Origin of the sequence: Collinsella sp. Sow4_E3 (assembly GCF_052116285.1) — a bacterium.
In the GTDB taxonomy this organism is placed as follows: Bacteria; Actinomycetota; Coriobacteriia; order Coriobacteriales; family Coriobacteriaceae; genus Collinsella.
This window is the reverse complement of sequence record NZ_JBQKLJ010000008.1, coordinates 36,665-51,350: the sequence shown is the minus strand read 5'-3', so window position 1 is coordinate 51,350 and position 14,686 is coordinate 36,665. Positions and strand designations below refer to the sequence as shown.

At 60.2% G+C, this 14,686-nt stretch carries 12 protein-coding genes; 5 read left to right on the top strand and 7 right to left on the bottom strand.

The window, feature by feature from the left end; translation table 11 throughout:
• Nucleotides 1-62 precede the first annotated feature (62 nt).
• From ndk to ACTQ48_RS06385, 4 genes are all read right to left on the bottom strand, one after another.
• A complete protein-coding gene (ndk, locus tag ACTQ48_RS06400) occupies nt 63-467 on the bottom strand; it encodes a nucleoside-diphosphate kinase (RefSeq protein ID WP_055251725.1) in 405 nt (134 codons plus the stop codon).
• 385 nt (nt 468-852) lie between these two features.
• Entirely contained in the window at nt 853-2,283 is a 1,431-nt protein-coding gene (gene argH, locus ACTQ48_RS06395) for an argininosuccinate lyase (RefSeq protein WP_441570401.1), read from the bottom strand.
• Between the two features lie 118 nt (nt 2,284-2,401).
• Nucleotides 2,402-2,572 (bottom strand): hypothetical protein, encoded by a 171-nt coding sequence (locus tag ACTQ48_RS06390; protein WP_441570400.1) that lies wholly within the window; start codon nt 2,570-2,572, stop codon nt 2,402-2,404.
• Between the two features lie 232 nt (nt 2,573-2,804).
• Nucleotides 2,805-4,031, bottom strand: coding sequence for an argininosuccinate synthase (locus tag ACTQ48_RS06385; protein ID WP_035138001.1), 1,227 nt, complete (start codon nt 4,029-4,031; stop codon nt 2,805-2,807).
• A 554-nt stretch (nt 4,032-4,585) separates the two neighbouring features.
• Here ACTQ48_RS06385 and ACTQ48_RS06380 point away from each other — a divergent pair.
• Nucleotides 4,586-5,413, top strand: coding sequence for an HAD family hydrolase (locus ACTQ48_RS06380; RefSeq protein WP_441570399.1), 828 nt, complete (start codon nt 4,586-4,588; stop codon nt 5,411-5,413).
• Nucleotides 5,414-5,685: 272 nt separating this feature from the next.
• On the opposite strand, the gene polA is transcribed toward ACTQ48_RS06380, so the two are convergent.
• The gene (polA, locus tag ACTQ48_RS06375; protein WP_441570398.1) at nt 5,686-8,436 is read right to left on the bottom strand and encodes a DNA polymerase I; all 2,751 of its coding nucleotides are present in this window, start codon (nt 8,434-8,436) and stop codon (nt 5,686-5,688) included.
• A gap of 166 nt (nt 8,437-8,602) precedes the next feature.
• Between polA and ACTQ48_RS06370 the strand changes: the two genes are divergently transcribed.
• Both ACTQ48_RS06370 and ACTQ48_RS06365 read left to right on the top strand, forming a co-directional pair.
• Nucleotides 8,603-10,000 carry an aminopeptidase gene (locus ACTQ48_RS06370; protein WP_441536913.1) on the top strand — a complete coding sequence of 466 codons (1,398 nt, stop codon included), beginning with the start codon at nt 8,603-8,605 and terminating at the stop codon, nt 9,998-10,000.
• Nucleotides 10,001-10,103: 103 nt separating this feature from the next.
• Nucleotides 10,104-10,913: a YaaA family protein gene (locus ACTQ48_RS06365; protein WP_427795802.1), complete on the top strand. Its 810-nt coding sequence runs from the start codon at nt 10,104-10,106 to the stop codon at nt 10,911-10,913.
• 40 nt (nt 10,914-10,953) lie between these two features.
• Here the strand turns inward: ACTQ48_RS06365 and ACTQ48_RS06360 are convergent, their stop codons facing one another.
• Complete coding sequence (locus ACTQ48_RS06360) at nt 10,954-11,469, bottom strand: hypothetical protein (RefSeq protein ID WP_427747772.1); 516 nt, start codon at nt 11,467-11,469, stop codon at nt 10,954-10,956.
• A gap of 171 nt (nt 11,470-11,640) precedes the next feature.
• Here ACTQ48_RS06360 and thiC point away from each other — a divergent pair, with 171 nt between their 5' ends.
• Nucleotides 11,641-12,975: a phosphomethylpyrimidine synthase ThiC gene (thiC, locus tag ACTQ48_RS06355; protein WP_441554562.1), complete on the top strand. Its 1,335-nt coding sequence runs from the start codon at nt 11,641-11,643 to the stop codon at nt 12,973-12,975.
• 177 nt (nt 12,976-13,152) lie between these two features.
• Entirely contained in the window at nt 13,153-13,983 is an 831-nt protein-coding gene (thiD, locus tag ACTQ48_RS06350; protein WP_427719233.1) for a bifunctional hydroxymethylpyrimidine kinase/phosphomethylpyrimidine kinase, read from the top strand.
• A gap of 73 nt (nt 13,984-14,056) precedes the next feature.
• On the opposite strand, the gene ACTQ48_RS06345 is transcribed toward thiD, so the two are convergent.
• Entirely contained in the window at nt 14,057-14,353 is a 297-nt protein-coding gene (locus ACTQ48_RS06345; protein ID WP_441570397.1) for a hypothetical protein, read from the bottom strand.
• Between the last annotated feature and the right edge of the window lie 333 nt (nt 14,354-14,686).

The following is a 14,686-nucleotide window of genomic DNA, read 5'->3' as shown; positions in this document are numbered from 1 at the left end:
CACGGATGGAATTCCGCGGCGCCAAAGCCACACGCTAACAGCTTTGAGGAGTCAAAGCTGGTTTAGCCAAAGAAGCGCTTGATCTCGATCTCGGCGTTCTCCAGGCAGTCGGAGCCGTGGATCACGTTGGCGTTGACATCGACAGCGAAGTCGCCGCGGATGGTGCCGGGGGCAGCGTCAAGCGGGTTGGTAGCGCCCATAAGGGTGCGCATCTTGGAGACGGCGGAGAGACCGGAAACGACCATCTTGACGACCGGACCGCTCGTCATAAAGTCGCAGAGACCGCCAAAGAAGGGCTTGTCCGCCAGATGGGCGTAGTGCTCCTCGACGGTAGCACGCTCGAGCGTGGTCATCTCCATGCGCTCGATGACAAGGCCGCTACGCTCAATGCGAGCAACGATCTCGCCAATCTTGCGATCGCGCACAGCGTCGGGCTTAATCATGATGAAGGTCTTCTCGATAGCCATAAGGTAGCCTTTCAAGTAGGTTCGCGCGTGCCCAAGTCCCATTCCGGCACCCGCCTGGACTGCATCGTAACAGAGTTTTAGCTGCAGTTAAACAAAAAACTGTTTATTGAAACACTACAATTAATTAAAACGTTCCATATGTGTCACTTCTGTTTCGAAGCCCGATTAGAGTACCATCCGACCGCGCATCAACCGCACCGAACCGAGCGGACGGTCGGTTGCCGCCCGTGAACGTAGCCCCTTCACAACCTGCCCAAAGGTCCTACAGAAGTTATCGACAAGCCCCTTCCCCATTGCAACAAAATACGGGCGTCCGCTGCAGCGGACGCCCGTAAAAGCAAAAACGATTTATCAATAAATGGCCAAAGCCGCTTCAACTAAACCCTTACTTTGCCCCGTGGCCCATCTCGACGACCTTGGTCAGCGATCCAAGCACACCTTCGTCGGCAACGAGTTGTGCCTGGGCACGCTGCAGCTGCACGGCAACGGAGGCAGGGGCGGTACCGCCCTCGGTCGTGCGTGCAGCGACAATCGACGGGATGTCGAGCGCCTCGGTAATGTCGTGCTCAAAGAGCGGGCTTGCCTCTTGGAACACCTCAAACGGCAGGTCCTCAAGATTGCAGCCGCGCTTCTCGCACATCAGGACCAAATGGCCCACCACGGCGTGGGCCTCGCGGAACGGCAGGCCACGCTTGGCCAGGTAATCGGCAACATCGGTGGCGGCAAGGTGCCCCACGCCGCACTCGCGCGCCATGGCATCCTCGTTGACGGTCCAGGTCGAAATCATACCGGCCATAACGGACAGGCACTGCATGAGCGTATGGGCGGTATCGAGCGCGCCCTCCTTGTCCTCCTGCAAGTCCTTGTTATAAGCGAGCGGCAGGCCCTTCATGGTCACGAGCAGCTGCACCAGGTTGCCATAGACTCGGCCGCTCTTGCCGCGGATAAGCTCGGCAAAATCGGGGTTCTTCTTCTGCGGCATGATGGACGAGCCAGTGGAATACGAGTCGGAAAGCGTGATAAAGCCAAATTCGGAGCTCGACCACAGCACGATCTCCTCGGAAAGACGCGACAGGTGCATCGCCATGACGGAGCCGGCGTAATGCAGATCGAGGAGGAAATCACGGTCGGAAACCGCATCGAGCGAGTTGGGAATCACGCCCGCAAAGCCAAGTTCGGCGGCCGTCATCTGACGATCGAGCGGATAGCTCGTACCGGCAAGCGCGGCAGCGCCCAGCGGGCAGTTGTCGGCAGCATCAAAGGCGGCCTTCAGGCGTGTAAAGTCGCGCGCGAACATCCAAGAATACGCCAGCAGATGATGCGACAGCAGCACGGGCTGAGCATGCTGCATGTGCGTGTAACCCGGCAGAATCACCTTGTTGTACTGTTTGGCCGCATCCACCAGCACGTGGCGCAGCTCAAGATTGGCCTCCATGAGCTCCTTGGCCAGCGCCTTGACGCCCAGGCGCGTATCGGTCGCCACCTGGTCGTTGCGCGAACGCCCGGTATGCAGGCGCTTGCCCGCCTCGCCGATGCGACGGGTCAGCTCGCTCTCGATGGACATATGAATGTCCTCGTCGTTGATATCGAAGGTGAAGTTGCCGGCATCGATATCCTGTTCGATTGCGGTCAGACCCTCGGCAATCGCCTGCTCGTCCTTTGCACTGATAATGCCCTGGGCCGCCAGCATCTTGGCATGTGCCTTAGAGCCAGCGATATCCTGCTTATAGAGATGTTTGTCGACCGGCAGCGACGCGCCAAACTCCTGCGTGACCTTGGCCACGCCTGCCTCAAAACGACCGCCCCAAAGAGCCATGGAACCGTCCCCTTTCTCTAAATACCAAAACAAGCGCCCAAAGCAAAGCGCCATGTCGCTAAAGCGATTTATCAACCGCTAGTTTTGCACATTCCCCACCGAGCGCGAGACCATGTGGCTAATTTGCAAAGAAGTGACGCACCAGGCACTTGGCGCCCATCGACTCCCGCCAGCCGTTGCTTGCCGAGCCGTCAATCCATGCCTTCGGGCTCATAGGGACATCCTCGACCTTTGCAGCATCGAACTCGAGCGCGAGGGCAAGTAAAGCATGCGCGATAGCATTGAACATAATGGATACTCCTCATATAAATAGGCGCAGAGCCGCCAAATTGATAGAAGGAGCCCCGCCGGACAACCCCGGCGGGGCTCGGACTCAGCCGCAGGCGCGGCATCATATATGCGGGCGGAATGTAGGGGCCACCGATGTTAAGAAGTGTCAGCAAGCATAACGAAAGGTAGGGACCCCATGCGCCCGTTATGTATCACGCGGATGGGCCGCGCGGATACCAAGGGAGAAAGACTTAAGCCTGGGCGGCAGCAGAGCTGGGACCCTGGACCTTGGCCCACGTCTTGAGCGACAGCGTGTCGATCTCGATAAAGCCGGCGCTGGCCTTCTCGTCAAACGTGGTGTCGCGGTCGTAGGTGGCCAGACCGTAGTCATAGAGGCTGAAGGGGCTCTTGCGGCCGACAACATGGCAGTTGCCCTTAAAGAACTTCAGGCGGACGGTACCGGTCACGAACTTCTGGGTATCGGCCATAAAGGCGTCGAGTGCGTTTTTGAGCGGGCTGTACCACTGGCCGTTGTACACGGCGGTGGCCCAATCCTGCTCGAGCTTAATCTTGGTCTTGAGCAGATCGCCCTCGACACAAATATCCTCGAGCGCCTTGTGGGCGGTGATAAGCGTCAGGGCGCCGGGAACCTCATAGCACTCGCGGCTCTTGAGGCCCACCAGACGATCCTCGACCAGGTCGAGACGACCAAAGCCGTTATCGCCCGAAATCTTGTTAAGGGCGATGACGATCTCGGAGAGCTTCATCTTCTTGCCGTCGACGGCGACGGGCTTGCCGGCCTCAAACTCAATCTCGGTGTAGGTCGGGGTGTCGGGCGTGTCCTCGGGATTCTTGGTCATAACCCAGGCGTCGTCGAGCGGCTCGTTCCAGGGATCCTCCAGGTGGCCGCACTCAATGGCACGACCCCACAGGTTGTCGTCGATGGAATAGGGGTTGTCGTTGGCACCCTCGGGAACCGGCACGTTGTGGGCGTGAGCATAGGCGACCTCGTCGGGACGGCACTTCAGATCCCACTCGCGAACCGGGGCGATAACCTTAAGCTCGGGGTCGAGGGCCTTGACGGCAGCCTCAAAACGAACCTGGTCGTTACCCTTGCCGGTGCAGCCGTGGGCGACGTAGGTCGCGCCAAACTCGTGGGCGACCTCGACAAGCTTCTTGGCGAGCAGCGGGCGAGACAGAGCGGAAAGCAGCGGGTACTTGTTCTCGTACATGGAATTTGCGGCGATGGCCTTGGTCAGGAACTCATCGGAGAACTCATCGCGCAGGTCGAGCACCTGGCAATCAAGAACGCCCAGGTCGAGCGCTTTCTGTTTCTTGGCATCCAGGCCGGTCTCCTCCTGGCCCACGTTGCCGCAGACGCAAACGACATCGAGATTCTTCTCGTCCTGGAGCCACTTGACACATACGGATGTATCAAGACCACCGGAATATGCGAGAACGACTTTTTCCTTGCTCATGGCTGTTTCCTTTCGCCCTTGGTAGCTAGTTAGAACATCGGTCAGTTGCAAGTCATTTCAAGGTCACATGTCGTGCAATATCAGGTTAAATAGCAAAAATCAGCACATACATGCCCTAGAAACATGCAGCAATGTCGTGCTAAAACCCAACGACCTTAAAATGACTCTGTTGAGGCAATTCGCCCCATGCGGACAGAGACGATTGTTATCGTCGTCGGGAAATTGCGCGCTGGCGTCGGATGGCATTGTCTGCAGTGGTGATGATCTGTACGAACTGCATCTGCCTCTCCTTTCACCTATCGCCGGGCGCAATTCTAATATCGCAAACGGTACCTTTTCCTCGGTAAGCGGCTCTTTTGCCGTCTCCGTTTTCGATGGTCGCTATATTACGCTAAAGTGCCTGCTGCACAAGCGACAAATTCAAATTTCTGAAAAGTTTTTTCATTAGTTTGTGAAATGCAGTGCAAATACGCTCCGTTCCTGCGAAAATACGCCTGGTTACGAGTTGTTGGTTATAACGTCTGAAACAATTTCGAAACGAAAGGCTCGCTTTTATGCAAACTTACGAATCGGACGCCAATATCGGAAACATTAAGCTCATCGCCGTCGACATGGACAAGACGCTGCTGACCGACGAGCGCGTGCTGCCGCAAGGCCTTGACGAACGCCTGGACAAGCTCGCCGAAGCCGGCATCGTATTCTGCCCCGCCAGCGGACGTCCCGCCCCCAAGCTCGAGGAGATGTTCGAGGGCATCAAGAACCGCCTCGCCTTTTGTCCCGACAACGGAGCCTGCGTCATCTATCGCGGCAACTATATCTATAAGAGCAACATCGATGTGGCGCTGTATCACAAGGTCCTGGCACATGCCGTGGAGGACCCGCGCGCCGTTCCCGTCCTGTGCTGCTATGACGATGCTTACGTTTTGGCGCGCGACCACAAGTACCACGACGAGATCAGCATCTACTATTCTGCCATCAACTACGTCGACACCTTTGAGGGTCTTGACGTCGAATCCAACAAGATTTCGATCTTCTTCCCCGCCTACGACGCCGAGCCCGCGTTCCGCGAGACCTATAACCCCGCGTTCTCGGACAAGCTCTACGTCACCAACGCCGGGCGCGAGTGGATCGACTTTATGAACCTGGGCGTCGACAAGGGCGCCGGCGTCGCGCACCTGTGCGAGCACTTGGGCATCGATATCGCCGATGCCGCCGCCGTGGGCGACACCTACAACGACATCCCCATGCTCGAGCGCGTCGGGCATAGCTTTATCGTGGACAATGCCGAAGAGCATATGAATGCGCACGCCAAGTGGCGCATTCCGAGCAACAACGACGGGGGCGTACTGACGCTCATCGACGCCATCTTGGCGGCTCGGTAATCTATCTCGCCGCCACGCCCGGGGCCGGCCGTTTGATTTTTGCTCGGTCAGGTCCTGGGCTCGCTCGGAAAGCACATTAAGTGCTTTCCGGCTCGTGCGGAATCTACAAAAATCAAACGGCCGGCCCCGGGCATGGCTATGTTGACTTGCTTGCCGCCTAGATGGCGTCTTGGGTGTCTAGATACTTGGCTGATTTTTTGGAATGAAGGGGGCTCCTTGTTGGCAAGGAGCCCCCTTCTGCCTTTAGTTACTTTGGAATTGTGGGCGCTTTCCTATTTCGCATCGGCCCAGGTTATGCCGGTGCTGGCTTCGGCGATGAGGGGTACGCGGAGGTCTACGACGTGTTCCATGACGTCTTGGACCATGGCGGTCAGGCGCTCGACTTCGTCGACGGGGCACTCAAAGTCCAGTTCGTCGTGCACTTGCAAGATCATGTGGGCGGCAAAGCCCTCTTCTTCCAGGCGGCGGCTTACGCGGGCCATGGCGATCTTGATGATGTCGGCGGCGGTGCCCTGCATGGGGTGGTTCATGGCCGTACGCTCACCAAAGCCACGGAGTTGCGGGTTTTTGGCCTTGAGCTCTGGAATATGGCGACGACGGCCATACATGGTCTCGGCATAGCCCGTCTGCTTGGCGCGCGCCACCACGTTGTCGAGGAACGTGCGCACGCCCGGGTAGGCCTCGTAGTAGCGATCGATCATGTCGCGCGCCTCGGCCATCGAGATATGTAGCGACTGCGACAGACCGTACGCCTGCTGACCATACACAATGCCAAAGTTCACGGCCTTGGCGCGACTGCGCAGGTCGGGCGTTACCTCGGACACGGAAACGCCAAACACGCGCGCGGCCGTCTCGGCATGGAAGTCCTCGCCCTCGTTAAAGGCGCGCACCAGGTGCTCGTCACCCGAGAGATGCGCGAGCAGACGCAGCTCGATCTGCGAGTAGTCCACCGCCAAAAAGACGCTGCCCTCGCCTGCCGAAAACGCCGTCTTAACGGTACGGCCCAGCTCAGAGCGCGTCGGGATGTTCTGCAGGTTCGGGTCGCTCGAGGACAGGCGACCCGTTGCCGTGATGGTCTGGTTGTACGTGGTGTGCACGCGACCGTCACCACGGCGCAGCGGACCTAGCGTGTCCAGATAGGTCGACTTAATCTTGGACTTCTCACGCCAGTCCAAAATCAGGCGCACGATTTCGTGGTCACGGGCAAGGTCGCTCAGCACCTTGGCGTTGGTCGAATAGTACCCGCGCTTGGTCTTTTTGAGGCCCTTGGTCGGAAGCCCCATAACGTCAAAGAGCACGTGCGAGAGCTGCATGGGACTGCCGATGTTAAACGTCTCATCACCTGCCAGGTCGCGAATGCAGCGCTCGACCTCGGTGATCTGGGTCGCCAGGCCCTCGGACAGGCTGCGCAGCCGGTCGGAATCTACGAGCATGCCCGCGCGCTCCATCTTGGCAAGCACCGGCACGAGTGGCATCTCAATGCCATCGAACACGTTGGCGGCGTTCTCGCGGGCCATGCGGTCGCGAAGCGGCGCCACGAGTGCCAGCGTCAACGCCGCGGTACGGGCAGCAGGAGCAGGAGCGTCCTCGCCAGCACCATCCGCACCGCGCGCCGCAGGCAGCGCCATCTGCAGATAGGTATCGGCCAGATATGCCTCGTCAAACTCGGAACGGTCGGAATCCAACAGGTACGCGGCAACCACGGTATCAAAGATGCGCACGGAATCGACTGCCAGCGGGTCCATGAGCTCGGGCTCAGAAGAATCGATGGGCGAAAGCTCATGCAGCAACGCCTTCATGTCCGGGCTCGCCACGCGGCCCTCCATAAACAGGCGCGCGAGCACGCCAGCGATCACGCCGTGGGCAGAATTGAAGCCCTCGACAGCGGCAGGCGTGCCGTCATCGGCTTCCTCGAGCGCAAAGAGCCCCTTGGGCGTCGCCAGCCACAGCGTACGCGTCAGACCAAAGAGCGCACCCTCCTCCTTGTCATCGTCCACCACGGCGGCGACCCACTCGCCCGCATCAATCGCGCGAGAGATCTCGGCCGCCACAGCAGCAAGTGCCTCAGCATCGCCGGCGGCGGCACGCGAAACCGCGGGTATCTCGAACGCGCTGGCAGCGGGCACGACCCCGCCCTCGCCGCCAATCAGCGCCAGGAAGCGGTTCTGCATGGCCGTAATGCCAAGTGCGCCCAGCGCCGCGGACACCTCATCGGCAGAAAACGATGGGAAGGACGTCGCGTCAAAGTCGAGCTCGACAGGTGCATCGGTGCGGATGGTCGCAACCTTGCGGCTCAGCAGCGCATCGTCGATGTGTGCACGCAGGTTCTCGCCCATCTTGCCCTTGACCTCGTCAGCATGCGCAATGACCTCGTCCAAGCTGCCGTACTGCGCGATGAGCGCGCTCGCCTTTTTGGGGCCGATGCCCGGTACGCCGGGAATGTTGTCCGACGTATCGCCCTTCAGACCGTAAAAATCGGGCACGAGCGCCGGCGTAATGCCGTGATACAGGTCGTCCACGCTCTCGGGCGTCATGATCGCCACGTCGGACAGGCCCTTGCGAGTCGAGACCACGTTGACGTGCTCGGTCACAAGCTGATACATGTCACGGTCGCCGGTCACCAGCAGCATGTCGCAGCCGGCCTCCTCACCCAGGCGCGCCATGGTTCCCAGGATATCGTCGCCTTCCCAGCCCTCAGACTGCAGAATTGGCACGTTGATCGCCGTGAGCAGCTCCTTAATCATGGGAAACTGCGCATGCAGATCGGGGTCCATGGGCGGGCGCTGCGCCTTATACTGCGGCAGCATCTCCATGCGCACGCGCGGCTTGCCCTTGTCAAACGCCACGACCACACCGTCGGGGCTAAAGGCATCGATCATCTTAAGAAACATGTTCAGAAAGCCAAAGATCGCGTTGGTGGGACGACCATCCGGCGCGTTCATGGTCGGCGGCACGGCGTGGAAGGCGCGGTGCATGAGCGAGTTGCCGTCGATAACGGCAAAGGTGCGGCGCTTGTCAGACATATTGAATACCTCGCTTTGGACTGGGCACGGCTTGCTCACTCCAGTTTACACGCTCCCCGCCCCGCGGCCACCGCGCATCAAGCTCCCCCGCCACCGTGAGCCCGCGCGTGATACGATGGCTCACGGTACAACAACCAGCACGATCGATCCGAAAGGAGCCTGCGTCATGGAGCGTCCCTGCGCATGGAAAAAGTACACGCCACAGCAAATCGAGGAGCTCGAGGAGCTTTGCCGCGGCTATAAGCAGTTTTTGAGCGAGAACAAGACCGAGCGCCTGTGCGTCAAGACCGGCATCAAGATGGCCGAGGAGGCGGGATACGTCGACCTGGAGACCGTGATCGCCGAAGGCCGCGCGCTCAAGGCAGGCGACAAGGTGTACGCCGCCAACCACGGCAAGGATCTTATGCTCGTCAACCTGGGCACCGCCCCGCTCGAGCAGGGCTTTAACATCCTGGGCGCCCACGTGGACTCGCCGCGCCTGGACCTCAAGCAGAATCCCGCGTTCGAGGCCGGCGACATGGCCTACCTCGACACGCACTACTACGGTGGTGTCAAGAGCTACCACTGGGTGGCCTCCCCGCTCGCACTCGTGGGCGTCATCTGCAAAAAGGACGGCACCACCGTCGACATCAACATCGGCGACAAGGCCGACGATCCGGTCTTTACCATCTCCGACCTGCTGATCCACCTCTCGAGCGAGCAGATGTCCAAGCCCGCCAAGGACGCCGTCGACGCCGAGATCCTCGACGTGATCGTGGGCGGCCGTCCCGTAAAATTTGACGAGGACGACAAGGACGCTCCCACCGAGCCCGTCAAGCAGATGTTCCTGGATATCCTCAAGGAGCAGTACGACGTCGAGGAGGAGGACTTCCTCTCCGCCGAAATCGAGGTCGTGCCCGCCGGCCCCGCCCGCGACATGGGCCTCGACCGCTCCATGATTTTGGGCTATGGCCACGACGACCGCGTCTGCGCCTACCCCTCCATGCTCGCCCAGATCAATGTGGCCAACGTGGAGCGCACGAGCATCACGCTCATCGTCGACAAGGAGGAGATTGGCTCCGTGGGCGCCACCGGCATGACAAGCCGCTTCTTCGAGAACACCGTCGCCGAGATCATGACGCTCGCCGGCGAGGGCAGCCCGCTGGCCCTGCGCCGCGCACTCGCCCGCAGCCGCATGCTCTCCTCTGACGTATCCGCCGGCTTCGACCCAGGCTACGCCGGCAAGTTCGAGACCAAGAATGCAGCCTTTATGGGTCGCGGCCTGTGCTTTAACAAGTACACGGGCAGCCGCGGCAAGGGCGGTTCCAACGACGCCGACGCCGAGTATATGGCCCTCATCCGCGACATTATGGACGAGGCCGGCGTGGACTTCCAGACCTGCGAGCTCGGTCGCGTCAACGCGGGCGGCGGCGGCACCATCGCCTACATCATGGCCAAGTACGGCATGAACGTCATCGACTCCGGCGTTGCCGTCCTGTCCATGCACGCCCTGTGGGAGGTCGCCAACAAGGCCGATATCTACGAGGCCTATCGCGGCTACAAGGCCTTCATCGAGCGCGCCTAATCAACCCTTCATCAGTTGCGGTGAGATACGGACTAAACTGGCCCATAAACGGCCAAAACAGACCGTATTACACCGCAACTTCCTTTTTGGCAGAGGAGAGTCCATGCTGCAGGTCATCATTTCGCCCGCCAAGCAGATGCGCGCGGCCCAAGATGCTTTTGAAGTCCTGGGCATTCCACCCTTTGTGCGCGAGACGGCTCGCCTCCACCGCGCACTGCTAGATATCGAGCGGAATGAAGGCAGCGGCAGCCTGCAGGCGCTGTGGAACGTGAGTGACAAACTGCTGGGGCCCTGCCTCAACACCCTGCATGAGTTCGAGCCCATCTTGCAAAGTGGCGATCTCGACAATCCCGCACTCGCCCGTCACCTCTCCCCTGCCGTCATGTCCTATCACGGCATTCAATACCAAAGCATGGCGCCCGAGGTGATGGATTCCGCACAGCTCGCATGGCTGCAAGACCATCTGTGGATCCTCTCGGGCCTTTACGGATGCGTACGCCCCTTTCATGCCGTTGAACCGTATCGGCTGGAGATGGGCGCGAAGCTTGCCGTCGACGACGCCCGAGACCTCTACGCGTTTTGGGGCGACAAGCTCGCACGGGTCATCGCTCCGGCAGGCTCCAACGCCACGATCGTCAACCTCGCCAGCGCGGAATACGCCAAAGCCGTTCTGACCCGCCTCACCACCGACGCCACGGTCGTCACATGCCTCTTTGGCGAAGGCATCCGCAACGGCAAGCCCATCCAACGCTCGACCGCCAGCAAAAAAGCGCGCGGCTCCATGGTGCGCTGGATGGCAGAAAACAAGTTCGAGGATGTAAGCGGGCTCACCGCGTTCGACGTTGGTTATCGTTACTTTCCCGAGCTTTCAAATAAAAACACTTTGGTCTTCCTGAACGAACAGGCCTTGTAGGACTACCGCTACTTTTGAATGTGCTGCCTAGGCACGGCCTCTATTCCGCCAGGCCGTCGGCTTTTGCAATCTCGGTCGTCGAGCCATCTTGGTAGGTAACCTTAACGTGCTCCACCTCGGACGCCTCAACACCCGACGGAGGCTCCAGGCGCCATTCCGTCAGGGCTATATCCATGGTCGTGGGTACATCCCCCTGATCTTTGAGCTCGACCGACAGCGTCCTAAGCGACGCATCGAAGGTCACACGCTCGATCTCTTCACCAGGAATGGAACCACCGCTCAGCTGCAGTTGCACAAACTTGTCGCGCGGATACCAATAGTCGCCCGGCGCGGCAACGGTATTGCCACCCGCGACCTTCGCCGTCATAATCGGCAGGCTATCGTCCGCCTCAAACGTCCAGGAAACTCCCCCACGCCCGCCAAATGTCCAGATACAACAGGCAATCACCATCACGACAAGAATCGCGAAACCAATTGCGACCAGCCCATGATGGGCGCGGCTCTCCTCGGCCGACACATCCCACTGCGTCTCTCGATACAGATGCTTGTCTTCCATGTTCGCCTCCCCGCGGGCATGCTCGTCGCGTCAATCGTACCCATTCGAGCTATACTTGAGCCCACCACATAAACGGGGAGCTTGCAGGACAAGACGGCAGGCTGAGACTGGGCGCGCCCGCCCTGACCCGCAAACCTGATATGGGTAATGCCAACGAAGGGAGCCGTGCCAATGAGCACACAGACCGAGCCCAAGCTCGTCACGCAAATCGACTTCGCCCGCGCCGGGCAAATCACACCGCAGATGAAGGAGGTTGCCGAGCGCGAGCATCGCGACCCCGAGTACATCCGCGAGCGCGTGGCCGACGGCCGCATCGCCATTCCCGCCAACATCGTGCATATCAAAAAGGGCATGCGTGCCTTTGGCGTCGGCGAGGGCCTGTCTACCAAGGTCAACGTCAACCTGGGCATCTCGGGCGACAAGGCCGATGCCGCCGAGGAATGGAAGAAGGTCAAGATCGCCGAGGACTTTGGCGCCGACGCCATCATGGACCTCTCCAACTCGGGCAAGACGCGCCAATTCCGACAGCAGCTCATCGACGAGACGCCGCTCATGGTGGGCACCGTCCCCATGTACGACGCCATCGGCTACATGGAAAAGCCGCTTGTCAAGCTTACCAAGGACGACCTGTTCGAGGTCGTGCGCGCGCACGCCGAGGACGGCGTGGACTTTATGACCATCCACTGCGGCATCAATAAGTCGGTCACCAAAACCTTTAAGGAGACCGGCCGTCTCATGAACATCGTCAGCCGCGGCGGCTCACTGCTGTTTGGCTGGATGGAGGTCACCGGCAACGAGAACCCCTTCTACGAGTACTTTGACGAGCTGCTCGAGATCTGCCACGAGTACGACGTGACGATTTCGCTCGGCGACTCCTGCCGCCCGGGCTGCCTCTACGACTCCAACGACGCCACCGAGACCGCCGAGATGATCGAGCTGGGCAAGCTGTGCAAGCGCGCTTGGGCCGCCGGCGTCCAGGTCATGGTCGAGGGCCCGGGGCACATGGCGCTCGACGAGATCGCCGCCAACATGAAACTGCAGAAGCGCCTGTGCCACAACGCCCCGTTCTACGTGCTCGGGCCGCTGGTGACCGATATCGGCGTGGGCTACGACCACATCACCGCAGCCATCGGTGGCGCCATCTCCGCGAGCTCGGGTGCCGACTTTTTGTGCTACGTGACACCGGCAGAGCACCTATGCCTGCCTAACGCCCAGGATGTGCTCGACGGCCTCATGGCCACCAAGATTGCCGCACACGCCGCCGACATCGCCAAAAAGGTGCCCCACGCCCGCGACATGGACGACAAGATGGGCCAGGCACGCCGCAAGCTCGACTGGGACGCCATGTGGACGTGCGCGCTCGACCCGGTCACCGGCAAGAAGCGCTACGAGGAATCCCCTGCTGCCACCGAGGGCACCTGCACCATGTGCGGCAAGATGTGCGCCGTCCGCACCGTCAACAAGGTATTCGAGGGCACGACGATCGACCTCGGCATGGAGGACTAACTCGTCACCGGACCCATAATCGGCCACAAGGCGTTCGTCAATTGTTGACGTGTGAACATTTTCTTACATTTACGTAAAGATTGCGCCACCCGCCCGGGATCGGCATACAGCCGGCCCGGGCAACTTTATAATGCGGGCAGGAGACCCATTTGAATCCGACCGAACAAGGGAGCGAACATGGATCGTAGTAAGGTACCTGCCGTCCTGTCCATCGCAGGATCCGATTCCAGCGGCGGTGCCGGCATTCAGGCCGACATCAAGACCATCACGGCGCACCGCCTGTATGCCGAGACGGTCATCACGGCCATCACCGCACAGAACACCCTAGGCGTCACCGCCGTGCAGAACATCTCCCCGGATATTGTCGCGGCGCAGATCGATGCCGTTTTTGACGATATCCGCCCCAGTGCCGTCAAGATCGGCATGGTTTCTTCTGCCGAGATTATCGAAGTCATAGCCGACCGCCTGAGCGCCTGGGACGCACAAAATATCGTCGTCGACCCCGTCATGGTCGCCACTTCGGGCGCTCGTCTCATCGCCGAGGACGCCGCCGAAGCGCTTACACGCCGCCTGTTCCCGCTGGCGACCGTCATCACGCCCAATATTCCCGAGGCCATGGCGCTGCTCGACTACGAGGTCGATTCCGAGCGCACACAGCAAAACGCTGCTATGCTCCTCACCCGCCGCTTTGGCTGCGCGTCCCTCGTTAAGGGCGGGCATTTTGTCAACGAGGCCAACGATGTGCTAGCAGAGCCCGCGCCGCTCGATGACGAGGGCAACCACCTGGGCGATCCGCTCACCACGTGGTTCCGTCACAAACGCATCGAGACCGACAACACGCATGGTACCGGCTGCACGCTCTCGTCCGCCATCGCCTGCGCGCTGGCCCAGGGCATGGATCTTGCCGATGCCGTCAACGCCGGCAAGGCCTACCTAACAGGAGCTCTCGCCGCCGGCCTGAACATGGGCAAGGGCTCCGGCCCCGTCAACCACATGTGGCAGTACTAAAAAGCCAGCAGCCAAAACCACCGCCCAAACCACCACAAAGGCGCCTGTCCCTTTGTGGTGGTTTGGGGTCGCGCTACTGACCGAGCATCTCTTGGAGCTTGGCTGCCACGGCGTGGCCCAGGCTCTCGTGGCTTTCGGGCATCATGTGCAGATAATCGATATCGCCCAGGTCGCGCTGGGCCACGCCGCACCAGCGCACATCGTGCGCATAGCGCACCGCGGTGCCATCGCGCATGCCCGCCGGATCGTAGCCATAGGTATAGGTCAGTTTACAAGGAACTACACGCAGACCGTGAAACGGGCTGCTGACAACAAACGGCGCTATGCTCCCGGCTGGGTGCATAGCGCCGTTTGTTGCGGGGGTTTCCAAGGGGGGCAGCGCCCCATTTGGCACACGACTTTGCGGAGCAAAGTGTAGTGTGTTATACGCTCTGTCGGCGTTGCCCTGAAAATACCGTTGCCGCCGGGGAGGGCAAGGGCATTTGACGCGGCAGGAAAGCAGGGCTTTGTTTGGGGCTGGTAAGCCGGAAACAAAGGGCTGATTTCAGCAGCAGACAGGGCGTATTATGAAAGCCCCCGTCCCTCGTCCTCCGCCCCCGGCCTATGGGACAAAAAGTCCCAAAGCTCTGGACACCGTGACCAGATGTGTGGCCACACTCCGGGAAAAGTAGCAGGACGGCAGGAAACCGTCAAGGCTGAAATG